This is a genomic window from Streptomyces sp. Ncost-T10-10d (assembly GCF_900091955.1).
GTDB lineage: Bacteria > Actinomycetota > Actinomycetes > Streptomycetales > Streptomycetaceae > Streptomyces.
Map to the genome: position 1 here is coordinate 1 of NZ_FMDF01000063.1, position 11,066 is coordinate 11,066.

Genomic DNA, 11,066 nt, shown 5'->3' on the forward strand with positions numbered 1-11,066 from the left:
GCGACAGTCGCGGATCGGGTCGCCCGGCAGGCGGCCGCCGGTACGGCGGTGGCTGTGAGTAGTGCCATCGCGCAGAGCAAGGGGAAGAGCACCGCACGGGGCCTGTCTCTTCGGCATGGACGCGGTGCTGTCGTGGTCGGGGACATACGTACCCACCGTTCTTGGTCGGACGGGATCGGACGGGATCGGACGAGGCCGGTCAGGCCGGTCAGGCCGGTCAGGCCGGTCAGGCCGGAACGAGGCCTGAGCGGTGGGGAACGGTGCAGACCGACGCGGTCAGTGCTCAATACGCTAGAACCTCCCGCGCGCTGGAGGTTCAAGAGACTGTGACGCAAGACACGTGGAGCATCGGTGAACTCGCGGCCGGAACGGGAGTCCCGGTGAAGACCCTCCGCTACTACTCCGACAGCGGTCTGTTGCCCGTGGCCAGCCGTAGCACCGGTGGTCATCGGCGCTACGGTCCTGAGGCGTGGGAGCGGATCCGTCTCATCAGACGCCTACGGGCGCTGGACACTCCGATCGCGACCATCACGCAGGTGGTCACCGGTGAGTGCTCCTTCAACGAACTGGTGGCAACCGAGCTCGAAGTGGTGCAGGAACGACTGACCGAACTGCGGTGGCGCCAGGCCACACTCAAGTCCCTGGACGACTGCCCGAGCGAGGAACGGCTCCGGCGTCTGGAGATCCTCTCTCGCGTGCAGCGGCTCCCGCAGGCGCATCGCACTCTCACCGATCACTGGTATCGCGAGCTGTCCGCGGCCATGCCCAAGCGACAGCTCGACATCATGATCGCCATGCTGTCCCCCGACCCGCCGCAGGACCCCGATCCTGCTATGGCCCTGGCCCACGCCGAGCTTCATCTGCTCATCTCCACACCCAGTTTCACCCGCTGGACCCAGGACCACGACGAAGAGATGAGGGACGCCCCGGCCTTTTACGGGGAGATCGACGATGCTGCCGTTCTGACAGCCGCCGCTTTGGCCCAGGGTCTGCCGCCCAGCGCCGGGGATGCGGTGAACGCTTTCGTATCCGCCCACGCACGAGCCCGGCGGGAGTCGGACACCCCCGCCTTCCGCGAATACCTGCATAAGCTGGTGTCGAGGTCATCCGGCTTCGACCCCCGCCTGGAACGCTATTGGTCCCTGGTCGGCATCGCCACCGGCGGGCGCGTGCTGAATATGACCGTGGCTCATAAATGGCTAACCGACGGACTATCGATCTCGATAGCGGCCAGTGCACCTTCGACTTCGAGGGGCCTGACCGACACTGTCACGTTGGCTGACCGGGTGGGATGATCTTTGGGTTGGTCATGACGTCGGTTGGTCAGCCTGTCCGTGCTCTGTGGGACCTACGCTCGCGTGAACCCGTGACTCCGCCGTTGGAGGCGCCTCCCAGCGTGAGCCGATGGTGAAGACCGCCAGGGAAACCGTCACGCCGATCGCCACGCCGAGCGGTGCAGCCAAGGGGTTCCGCAGGCCCGGGCGGACCGCTTCGACCACCAGGAAGGCGACGATCGCGCCCGCGACTCCGGGTTCACCGCCGGCGATCCAGTAGCGGTGCCGTTGCCAGAACCACTGGGCCAGCGTCATCACCACCGGCGCGACGGCCGTCCCCGACGACCAGTCGCCGGGAAGGCTGAGGATGCCAGCCATCACCGTACACAGCACCCAGCAGCCCAAGAGTCTGCGGCCAGCCTCCGGCCACGGTACGCCTCGCACGTCGCGCATCGCCTCACCCTCACGCCCAGACTCTGCTCTCGCGGGCACCATCAGACAACGACGGTGTATTGATCACGAGCGTTGTTGACACTTCTGGGTCAGCTGCTCGCCCGTCGGCGCGCCTCGGTCCGTCCCTCGATGTCTTCCAGGAACTCCAGTACCCGGGCGTTGACCTCAGCGGCCGACCTCGCGGAAGGCGGCGTAGGTGGCGTTCTTCCGCGACCCGGAGCGCAGGCGCTTGAGCAGCGTGGAAGAGGAGATGGCGCCCTCGCGTACCGAGACGGCCACGCGCATCAGGTGGCGGAACTGGGACTCGATCAGGTCGAAGTCGATTGTGTTCTTGCCGGGCTCGCCGAACAGGGCGTCGATGTGCACGTACTCCGTCTGTTTGGAGGGTCGGTAGAAGGTCATCACTCCTTCCCGCGATGCACGTGCGCGTGCTGCCCGTCGCGGTCGAAGATCATCAACAGCTCAGCCGGGCCGTCGACCGCGGCGAACGCGTGCGGGGTCATGGTGGCGAACTCGGCCGCCTCGCCGGCCTCGACGGTGATCTCGCGATCGCCGAGCAGGAGTAGGAGCCGCCCGCTGAGCACGAACAGCCAGTCGTGGCCGGGGTGAACGCGCTGTTGTGGCCGGGCCGCGGTCGGCTCAACCAGCATCTTCACCGCGACCGTGCTGCTGTCCGGCCTGCTCAGCGCCCACGTCGTGCGCCCCTCGATCCGGCTCGGCGTGGGGCGGATGACCACGTCGTCGTCGCCGCTCACGTCGAGCAGTGCGTCCAGGCCGACCTGGAGGCCGGTGGCAAGCGGAAGCAGTACGTCGAGGCTGATCGTGCGCTTCCCGGTCTCGACGCGACTGATCGTTGACGGGCTCAGGTTGGTGCGCGCTGCGAGCTCGTCGAGGGAGAGCCCGAGCGTGGTGCGCAGGCTGCGCAGCCGGGTCCGGACGACGTGCTCGATGTCGGCGAGTTGACTCACATTGACTCCTTGCGAATTCTGCAAGAAGTCTGGCATATAACGCCAGGGGTTTCTACGGTGGAGGACATGAGCCATCACCACACCGACCCCGCTACCTCCGGCGTACCTGCTCCGACCGTCGTCCGCCACTGCGACGTCGCCGTCATCGGCGGATCGGCTGCCGGCCTCGCCGCCGCCCTGCAGCTCGGCCGGCAGCGCCGGTCGGTGATCGTGGTCGACTCCGGCGAGCCGCGCAACGCGCCTGCGGCGCACATGCACAGCTTCCTGGGACGCGACGGCACAGACCCGGCGGAGCTGCTCGCCGCTGGTCGCGTGGACGTGCGCCGCTATGGGGGCGAGGTGCTGTCCGGCCGCGCCGTGCGGGTGGCCCGGGGCGGCGAGCTCTTCGTCGTCGAGCTCGCCGAGGGCACCTCCGTCGTCGCCCGCCGGATCGTCGTCGCGACCGGCCTGGTCGACGAGCTTCCCGAGGTCGAGGGACTGGCGGATCACTGGGGCCGGGCGGTGATCCATTGCCCGTTCTGCCACGGCTACGAGGTGCGCGACCAGCGGCTGGTCCAGCTCGTCACCCATCCGATGGGGCTGCACGTCGCGCCGCTGCTGCGCCAGCTGACCGCGCACCTGACCGTGCTGATCGCGGACGGCGTCGAGGTCGACGAGTCCGAGGTCCACACGCTCACGTCGGCGGGTGTCGACGTCCGCGTTGCCACCACGGCACGACGTGTCCTCGCTGACGCTGACAGCCGGCTGACCGCGGTCGAGCTGGCCGACGGATCACGGGTCGACGTCGACGCGATGCTCGTGGTACCGCGCCTCCACCCGCGGGCCGAGCCGTTCGCCGAGCTCGGGCTGCGCCCCACCACGCACCCGACCGGCATGGGCGAGGTGATCGAGGTCGATGCGATGGGCGCCACCGCCATCGACGGGGTCTACGCGGTCGGCAGCATCACCGACCCCAGCCAGCAGGTGCTCCCGGCCGCCGCTCACGGCAGCCGCGTCGGTGGCGCCGTCGCGATGAGTCTCGCCGCCGAGGACGTGCGCACCGCGGCCCGCCCGTCCGGCTCCGTCGCCGACTGGGATCACCGTTACTCCGGCGACCCGGTCTGGAGCGGCAACCCGAACGGCTCGCTGGTCGCGGAAGTGACCGACCTGCCCGTCGGTCGTGCGCTCGACGTCGGCGCCGGCGAGGGCGGTGACGCGATCTGGCTGGCCGAGCAGGGCTGGGAGGTGACCGCGAGTGACATCTCCTCGCGCGCGCTCGACCGGATCCGGGTCGAGGCCGAGCGGCGCGACCTGACTGTCACGTGTGAGCTGGCCAATGCCAACGCCTGGGAGCCGTTCGCCCAGGGGTCGGCACAGGGCGGGTTCGACCTCGTCTCGGCGGCGTACGCGTCGATCCCGCGTACGCCCGACCTGCGCGGCGTCCACAATGTGCTCGACGCCGTCGCCCCCGGCGGTTCCCTGGTCATCCTCAGCCACGACCTTGAGGCGATGCGCGACCCACAGCACGGGCATCGCCCGTTCGACCCCGACGCCTACCTGCACATCGACGACTTCGTGACGGCGATCAAGGCCGCGGCCGGCTGGACCATCGAGGTCGACGACAAGCGCCCCCGTCCCCCGGGCTCGGCCAGCGCAGCCCACCACGCCGACGACCGGGTGCTGCGCGCCCGGCGAGCAAGCTGAGCCGGCGCCACCAGTAAATGGCAGCGGCCCGCGTCCGTGTCGAAGCACGAACGCGGGCCGTGTGGACAGAAGCGCGTGCGCACCGTCGGCCCGACGACGTCTGGCACCTGTGGCGGGCGATCACCACCAGCACCTCCGGGTCGCCCGGCTGCCACTGCCCGGCATCCACCATCCGCTCGATGACCTCGCGGATCTGGACTGTGGTCACCGCGGCGACGTCCGCCCCGGGCTCCAGGCGGACCGCGTCCGGCACCGCTGTCCAGGACGTGCGGCCGGTCTCCAGCGCGGCCACCACCGAGCACGGCCAGGCCGCGGCCCATCCATCGCCCGGCCGGGACACCGGCTTGCTCCTGGGCGGCGCGCAGCGGCGTGCGGGCCGGGCGGCGTCCGTCGCCGACAACGGTCTGGCGCAGGTAGTAGCGGTATATCTGACCGGCTCGGACAATCCTGATATCCACTGTCATGCAGACCACGCCACACGGCTCTGACCTGCAAGAAAAGGCCGATCAGCGGGACGTCCCGCCAGGCGGGAGCAGCGGCCGAACTTTCTTCCCGAGTGCCCGTCAGGCGGGAAGCGGCCCCGAGCCGGAAGCAAATGTCATCGCTCTTTGGCCAGGACCCGATCGATGCGACGTTCGACGCCTTCAGCGATCCCCCGATACTCGGGTTCGCATGAGTCGAGCTGGAGTGACGGGTAGTTAAGAAGTGGTCTCATTTGGTGAGTCTGCGGTAGCAGATGAGGGTGCAGGCGATGCTGGTGAAGGCCAGGAAGTGGTCGGCTTTACACTCGTAGCGGCGGCGGAGTCGGCGGCATCCGGCGAGCCAGGCCACGGACCGCTCGACAACCCAGCGGTGGCGGCCCAAGTGAGTGGAGGACTCGACGCCCCGTCGGGCCAGGCGATGCGTGATGCCCCTGCTGCGGAGCCATTGCCGCAGGTGCCGGTAGTCGTAGCCCTTGTCGCCGTGCAACTTGCCGGGCTTGCGACGCCGCGGTCCCCTGCAGGAACGGATTGGCGGTATGCCCCGCACGAGCGGCTGAAGACCCTGACTGTCGTGCATGTTTGCACCCGAGATGCCAATGGACAGCGGCAGACCGGTGCGCTCGGTGATCAAGTGGATCTTCGACCCGTACTTGCCGCGATCTACAGGATTCGGACCTGTCAGGTCCCCCTTTTCATCGCCCGCATGTTCACCGAGTCGATCGCGCACCGCGACCAGTCCAGCTGCCCGCGCGAGCCGAGCTCGTCCAGCACCAGGCGATGCAGCTTGGCCCAGACCCAGGCCTTCGACCACTCGCTGAAGCGCCGGTGGGCCGTCGGCCCCGAAGGCCCGAACGACGGAGGCAACTGCTTCCAGGTACAGCCTGAAGTGGCCACGAAGATGATCGCCGCCAACACCTCCCGGTCGCCGTAGCGCCGCCGGCCGCCGCCCTGTGGCCGCGCCGGAGCAGGTGGCACTACCCTCCCACCAGCGCGCCGGTGCGGGCGTTGTTCGAGGTGCTGGCCGGGTTGCTGGCCCAGCCGACGACGCCAGGTGTGCGTTTCAGTTCGTACCGGACGGTGTCGTTCGACGGCTGCAGTTCGCTGAGGGTTCCCGATTCCGAACGGAACCGGGCCTGGCTGGGCAGGACTTCGCATCATGGCTACCCGACGCTTGAGCTGATGACGCTGGTCGAGACCGGCACCCGGGCCCTGGTCGGCGCGGTGTTCGGCCCCACCGCCGAGGGCGAGACGAGCTACGCCGGCCGGCTGCTGCATCTGCTGCGGCCGGACATGCTGGTGCTGTGGGACAAAGGATTCGACAGCAATGCCTTCCTCGCGGCAGTCACCGACACCGGCGCCCAGGTCCTGGGCCGGCTCCGCAGCAACCGGCGCACGCCGGTCCTCACCCGCCTCGCTGACGGCTCCTACCTGTCGGTGATCGGCACCGTGAAAGTGCGGATCATCGACGCACAGATCGCCGTGACCTGCACGGACGGCACATCCTTCACCGGGTCCTACCGACTGGTCACCACCCTGACCGACGCCCGCCGCAACCCCGCCACCGCACTGGTGGGCCTCTATCACCAGCGGTGGGAACACGAATCCGCGTACTACGCGCTCCGCCACACAATCATGAACGGCCGCAACCTGCGCTCGGGCGACCCGGCAGGCATCGAGCAGGAGATGTGGTCACTGCTCACGCTCTACCAGGCCCTACGCACCGTGATGGTCGGTGCCGCCGAGTCCCTCCCCGGCACCGACCCGGACCGCTGCTGTTTCAGCATCACGCTCCACACCGCCCGCGACCAGGTGATCCAGGCCAACGGCATCGTCACCGCGGACACCGATCGGGACTCTCTCCTCGGAATGATCGGCCGTCGAATCCTGACCGGTCTGCTCCCGACCCGCCGGCAACGGGTCAGCACCCGCAAGGCCAAGTCACCGATGTCCCGCTACAGCGAGCGCCACGCCGACGGCCGGCCCGACACAAGCCATACCGTCACCCGCCTCGAAGTCACCGTCATCGAACCCGTGGATCAACCCGCGCTGCCCACGGCCTCCCAGGACGACCGGCACGCCGCCCCTTCCGCACGGCGCCGACACCGCATCCTGGCCCTGCTCCACGAAGACCCCACGCGTCTCTGGCAACCCCGTGACATCGCCGCCCACTTCGGCGATGTCACCCTGGAAACCATGTATAGACAACTGAATCGATGGGCCGCCAGCAGCCTCATCCACAAACTCGGCCCCGGCCTCTACGCCGCAACAGCATGGTCCCCAGCCCCACTTGCGTGACCAGCGAAAACGCTAACTACCCGGCCTTGGGTCAAGGCCCGAAAAGACCGACAGCCGGGCCGCCCGCCTGGGCATAGGGGCATGCGGTGGACTGCCACCCGGCTTCGCCGACGAGCGGTACAAGAAGCGCAACACCGTCGAGCGGGCGATCAACAGGCTGAAGCAGTTCCGGGCCGTGGCCACTCGCTGTCACAGACGCGGCTACATCTTCCTTGGCACTGCCGCCACAGCTGCCCTGGTCATCTGGCTCCGCACGTGATCGTCCGGTCAGACCTAGTCCCGCGGAGAAGGTACCGTGGCGTGCAGCTCACTGCATGCCACCTCCAGGACCGCTTTTCCGGAGATCAGGCGCCCGCGAAGCGCCTCGGCCGCCTCGTCGAAGCGCTCCCAGGATCCTTGCCAGCCAATCTCGACGGTGACGGCCCCCTCGGTGGCTAGCTCGGTGAGAACGGCCAGGTCCGCGCCGGTGTCGCCCTCGATGACGAATGAGGTCAGCGATTTGGCCGGGCCGACGGTCGCGTACGGCGGAAAGACCGCCGGCTCCCCGGATGTCCAGCCGACGCTCTGCACGCTGCCTCCGGGAGCGAGCAGGTTCCACGCCTCAACCAGCTGGGGGCCGCCGACGCTGTCGATGACCACGTCGACCGGTCCCTGGAGTCCCTCCAGGCCGATCAGCACCTCGTCGGCGCCAGCCTTGGCCAGCCCCTCCCCGCGGGCAGCCGAGCCCACGGACGCGATCACGTGCGCACCAGCCCGCGCCGCCAGTTGGACGGCGAACCGGCCGACCCCGCCGGAGGCGCCGGTGATCAGCACCCTCTTGCCCGGTCCGAGCCCGGCGGCCCGCAGCGAGCGCAGTGCGGCCACTCCAGCGACCGGCAAAGCGACCGCCCGCGCCGGTCCCAAGCCTTTCGGTATCTCGGCGAGCGAACCCACGTCGATCGCGACGCGCTCGGCGAACGCCCCCGAGGTCAAAGCCACCACCCGGGTGCCCTCCGCCGGGCCGGTTCCGTCGGCTGCGGCTCGAACCACCACTCCGGCAGCGTCCGAACCGAGTACCGCGCCTGCGGGGACGCGACCGGAGCGGGCGTCGTTGAGGTCGCCGTAGTTCAAAGAGGCGTGAGAGACGTCCACCAGGATCTGGCCCGGCCCGGGCGCAGGGTCGGGAACCTCGGCGAGGCGGACAGCGGCGGGTACGGACGGATCGACAACGAGAGCACGCACGGACATGTCTTCTTCCTTTGGTTCACGACGTGTTACAGCAGTCATCGTCGGTAACCTTGCTCGTCAGCGGAAGGAGGCACATTTATGTCACGCAGTCACACCCATGTTGCCGAGGCGCTACGGGACGAAGCCTGCCCGGTTACCGAGGTGCTCGACCGCGTGGCGGGCAAGTGGAGCATCGGGATCCTGATCGCCGCGGCCCACGGCCCGGTCCGCTTCACCGAACTGGAACGCGCCATCAACGGCATCAGCCGACGGATGCTCACCCTCAACCTGCGCAGGCTGGAGCGGGACGGACTGCTCGTTCGCACCGTGTATCCGACCGTGCCGCCCAAGGTCGAGTACAGCCTTACGCCCATGGCCCGGGAGCTCCACACCTCGCTGACCGGGCTGGTGGGCTGGGCCGAGCGGCATCGGTCCGCCATCACCGAGGCCCGCGCCGCCTACGACACCGCGGCGGAGCAGGGATCTCACACCGACTGAACGGGCCCGGACCGGCTCTCGGGCTTCTGCGATTCACCGACAGCCAGCGGGCAGCGAAGGGCCCACTATCGGCGTCACGAGACCTGCATGATCGCCCGGACAGGTCCTTAAACGGGCGGCAGCACCCACCGTCAATGCCTGCGAACGTCGGCTGTCCCCGCCGAAGTGGTGTCAGTTCTCATCGACATTTCGCGGCCCTGTGATCGGCAAGTGGTGTTCAGACCCGTCGACAAGTGGTGTCCGTTTCCACCTACAAAGCCAAGAAGGGCTTGTCCATGTACCACTTCTGCCCGGGGCTGGGGTGGTCGACGGTCTCGCCGATGTAGTCGGCAAGGTTGACGGTCGGGATGGTCTCGCCCAGGCCGCTGTAGTAACGGGCGAGGTGCTCGCAGGTGGGCGGGACGGTTCCGTCGGGGCGGGTCGCGTTGTAGTGGATGACGGGACGGGTGCTGCATGCCATGACTTCCTCCGTGTCGGTCAAGAACGTGCAGGGCAGTTGGGTCAGCGGCGGGTACCTCGGTGCAGAGCGCCGGATGCGGCAAAGAGTTCGGAGATCGGGTGCACTGCGGCGAAGCCCTCGCGGTGGAGCTGGTCGACGTCGGGCAGGAGCTGGTGATGCTCACGCACGACGTGCAGCGGGACCATGCGGTCGCGTCCGGCGTAGCTGCAGCCAGGGGCTCTGCGAGAAACTCGAAGGCGCCACCCGGCCTTTGCTTCTCCGAGCCGGTGTGATCAGTAGTTGTTGCGGGTCAGGACGTTGGTGACGGCGCATAGTGGTGGGCGAGGTCGGTGGCGAGGTCGCGGAGGTGAGCCCTGGCTTCGGTGGGGCCGTGCACAGTGATGGTGCTCCCGAACGGCAGTAGTGTTCGCACGTCCTCCAGGTGCAGGAAGCGGATCCTCACCTTGTGGCCGGTGGTGGATTCCTCATGGTCGTCCTGGACGAGTCGTTGGCCGAGGATCCGTCGCGCTCGCTCGATCTGGGTCTGGTCGATGGTGGCTCTGATCTCTATCGCATGGTCATGTTCCCACTGGTCAACGAGCGCTGCAGCGACGGTGGCCAGGGTCTGGCTCTCGCGGATCCGTCGTGGCTGGTCGACTTCTTTCCACGTGGTGATCCGTTCGAGTCGGTACATCCGGGGCAATCGGGCGCAGTCGGCGACGAGGTACCAGCTGCCGGCCTTGGCGAGCAGCCCGTAGGGATCCACGACCAGGTCGCGTGGGCATGATTCGCGTGGGCTGTCGTACTCGATCCGTAGTCGGTGACCGCGCCGCACCGGGCCGATCAGCGAAGCCGGAGTCGTGCCGGAGGTACGGGTCTGGAGCCAGGGGCGGCTGTCCACGTGCACTACGTCGGTGAGCGGCAGGAGCTCATCAACTCGACGTGGCTGTGCAGCGGCGATCTTGGAGAGCGCGCGCCGGCTTTCGACCGATGCGTCGAGCTCCGCACGTTGCTTCTCGTCCAGCCCGGCGAGCGACAGATGATCACGCTCGCCCGGCGTGAGTCGCGTGAGGTCGAGCCCGGACCCGGGCAGCATGGTCACGCCTCCGAGGCGGCCCCGTTGCGCGGTCACCGGCAGACCGGCCTCGCGGAGCCAGTTCAGGTCCCGGGTGACGGTTCGAAGGGACACCCCGAGCGCCGAGGCGAGTTCCTGTGTGGTCACGGCATTCCTCGATGCCAGGAGCAGCATCAGGGAGAAGAAGCGGTCTGGGGTCACACGCCAAGTTTTTCAGGAATTGCGACATGATGCGGCGCATATCCCGGTCAGGCTGGCGGATGCGTACCCACGACCTGCGAGAAGGAAGAACCATGACCACATCCGTCGTGTCCATCGTCTACGTGAACGACGCTCCCGCCGCAGCACGTTTCTACGGCGACCTCCTCGGCATGAGCCCGTCGTTCGAGACTCCGGGATACATCACCTTCGACCTCGGGCCAGGCGCTGACCTCGCTGTGTGGTCCGGCCAGTTCGAGGATCTGTCAGCGGACGTCCCGCGTACCAGTGAGGTGTGCCTGGCCATCGACAGTGGGCCCGACGAGGTCAACGCGATCTTCAAACAGTGGAAGTCCAAGGGCGTCACGATCCTGCAGGAGCCTCATGATGCGGGGTTCGGACTGACCTTCCTCGCAGCCGATCCTGACGGAAACCGTATCCGCGTCGCACCGAGGGACTGACAGGCCGCAATGCGGCAGGCGCGCACGATAAGAG

General features: G+C 68.1%; 13 protein-coding genes and 1 pseudogene. 5 read left to right on the plus strand and 9 right to left on the minus strand.

Annotation, left to right across the window (positions count from 1 at the left end; all coding sequences use genetic code 11):
- The first annotated feature begins 260 nt into the window (after positions 1-260).
- Complete coding sequence (locus tag GA0115254_RS08735) at positions 261-1,295, plus strand: MerR family transcriptional regulator (protein ID WP_176740031.1); 1,035 nt, start codon at positions 261-263, stop codon at positions 1,293-1,295.
- Positions 1,296-1,307: 12 nt separating this feature from the next.
- Here GA0115254_RS08735 and GA0115254_RS08740 read toward each other — a convergent pair whose 3' ends face one another.
- From GA0115254_RS08740 to GA0115254_RS08750, 3 genes are all read right to left on the minus strand, one after another.
- The gene (locus GA0115254_RS08740) at positions 1,308-1,667 is read right to left on the minus strand and encodes a hypothetical protein (RefSeq protein WP_093894707.1); all 360 of its coding nucleotides are present in this window, start codon (positions 1,665-1,667) and stop codon (positions 1,308-1,310) included.
- Between the two features lie 225 nt (positions 1,668-1,892).
- Positions 1,893-2,129 (minus strand): Tn3 family transposase, encoded by a 237-nt coding sequence (locus tag GA0115254_RS08745; RefSeq protein WP_093894708.1) that lies wholly within the window; start codon positions 2,127-2,129, stop codon positions 1,893-1,895.
- A complete protein-coding gene (locus GA0115254_RS08750; protein ID WP_093894709.1) occupies positions 2,129-2,695 on the minus strand; it encodes a helix-turn-helix domain-containing protein in 567 nt (188 codons plus the stop codon). The genes GA0115254_RS08745 and GA0115254_RS08750 overlap by 1 nt, the downstream gene beginning before the upstream one ends.
- Positions 2,696-2,761: 66 nt before the next feature.
- On the opposite strand from GA0115254_RS08750, the gene GA0115254_RS08755 reads away from it, so the two are divergent.
- The gene (locus tag GA0115254_RS08755) at positions 2,762-4,378 is read left to right on the plus strand and encodes a bifunctional NAD(P)/FAD-dependent oxidoreductase/class I SAM-dependent methyltransferase (RefSeq protein WP_093894710.1); all 1,617 of its coding nucleotides are present in this window, start codon (positions 2,762-2,764) and stop codon (positions 4,376-4,378) included.
- A gap of 118 nt (positions 4,379-4,496) precedes the next feature.
- On the opposite strand, the pseudogene GA0115254_RS47180 reads toward GA0115254_RS08755, so the two are convergent.
- Positions 4,497-4,685 (minus strand): annotated as a pseudogene (locus tag GA0115254_RS47180) (transposase); the annotation flags it as partial.
- 404 nt (positions 4,686-5,089) lie between these two features.
- Positions 5,090-5,898, minus strand: a protein-coding gene (locus GA0115254_RS08765) for an IS5 family transposase (protein WP_370740841.1) whose coding sequence is annotated in 2 segments (ribosomal slippage) — positions 5,090-5,550 and positions 5,550-5,898 — 810 coding nt in all. Because the reading frame shifts where the segments join, the coding sequence is not laid out codon by codon here.
- On the opposite strand from GA0115254_RS08765, the gene GA0115254_RS08770 reads away from it, so the two are divergent.
- Positions 5,857-7,155, plus strand: coding sequence for a transposase (locus tag GA0115254_RS08770; RefSeq protein WP_256102453.1), 1,299 nt, complete (start codon positions 5,857-5,859; stop codon positions 7,153-7,155). The two genes, GA0115254_RS08765 and GA0115254_RS08770, sit on opposite strands and share 42 nt — an antisense overlap.
- A 273-nt stretch (positions 7,156-7,428) precedes the next feature.
- Here GA0115254_RS08770 and GA0115254_RS08780 read toward each other — a convergent pair whose 3' ends face one another.
- Positions 7,429-8,382 carry a zinc-binding dehydrogenase gene (locus GA0115254_RS08780; RefSeq protein ID WP_176740034.1) on the minus strand — a complete coding sequence of 318 codons (954 nt, stop codon included), beginning with the start codon at positions 8,380-8,382 and terminating at the stop codon, positions 7,429-7,431.
- Positions 8,383-8,460: 78 nt separating this feature from the next.
- On the opposite strand from GA0115254_RS08780, the gene GA0115254_RS08785 reads away from it, so the two are divergent.
- Positions 8,461-8,859, plus strand: coding sequence for a winged helix-turn-helix transcriptional regulator (locus GA0115254_RS08785; RefSeq protein WP_093894713.1), 399 nt, complete (start codon positions 8,461-8,463; stop codon positions 8,857-8,859).
- A 250-nt stretch (positions 8,860-9,109) separates the two neighbouring features.
- On the opposite strand, the gene GA0115254_RS08790 is transcribed toward GA0115254_RS08785, so the two are convergent.
- The 3 genes from GA0115254_RS08790 to GA0115254_RS08795 all read right to left on the minus strand — a co-directional run bounded on the left by GA0115254_RS08790 (position 9,110) and on the right by GA0115254_RS08795 (position 10,574).
- Positions 9,110-9,319, minus strand: a complete 210-nt coding sequence (locus GA0115254_RS08790; protein WP_093894714.1) for a hypothetical protein — start codon at positions 9,317-9,319, stop codon at positions 9,110-9,112.
- A 41-nt stretch (positions 9,320-9,360) separates the two neighbouring features.
- Positions 9,361-9,486: a hypothetical protein gene (locus GA0115254_RS45730; protein ID WP_256102454.1), complete on the minus strand. Its 126-nt coding sequence runs from the start codon at positions 9,484-9,486 to the stop codon at positions 9,361-9,363.
- Positions 9,487-9,608: 122 nt separating this feature from the next.
- Positions 9,609-10,574 (minus strand): helix-turn-helix transcriptional regulator, encoded by a 966-nt coding sequence (locus GA0115254_RS08795; protein WP_093894715.1) that lies wholly within the window; start codon positions 10,572-10,574, stop codon positions 9,609-9,611.
- A gap of 92 nt (positions 10,575-10,666) precedes the next feature.
- Between GA0115254_RS08795 and GA0115254_RS08800 the strand changes: the two genes are divergently transcribed.
- Positions 10,667-11,032 carry a VOC family protein gene (locus tag GA0115254_RS08800; protein WP_093894716.1) on the plus strand — a complete coding sequence of 122 codons (366 nt, stop codon included), beginning with the start codon at positions 10,667-10,669 and terminating at the stop codon, positions 11,030-11,032.
- Positions 11,033-11,066 lie beyond the last annotated feature (34 nt).

What these genes read in the sequence shown, in the direction of transcription:
- GA0115254_RS08800 (WP_093894716.1), top strand. Translation starts at nt 10,667, where the DNA reads ATGACCACATCCGTCGTGTCCATCGTCTACGTGAACGACGCTCCCGCC.
- GA0115254_RS08790 (WP_093894714.1), bottom strand. Translation starts at nt 9,319, where the DNA reads ATGGCATGCAGCACCCGTCCCGTCATCCACTACAACGCGACCCGCCCC.
- GA0115254_RS08745 (WP_093894708.1), bottom strand. Translation starts at nt 2,129, where the DNA reads ATGACCTTCTACCGACCCTCCAAACAGACGGAGTACGTGCACATCGAC.
- GA0115254_RS08755 (WP_093894710.1), top strand. Translation starts at nt 2,762, where the DNA reads ATGAGCCATCACCACACCGACCCCGCTACCTCCGGCGTACCTGCTCCG.
- GA0115254_RS08785 (WP_093894713.1), top strand. Translation starts at nt 8,461, where the DNA reads ATGTCACGCAGTCACACCCATGTTGCCGAGGCGCTACGGGACGAAGCC.
- GA0115254_RS08780 (WP_176740034.1), bottom strand. Translation starts at nt 8,382, where the DNA reads ATGTCCGTGCGTGCTCTCGTTGTCGATCCGTCCGTACCCGCCGCTGTC.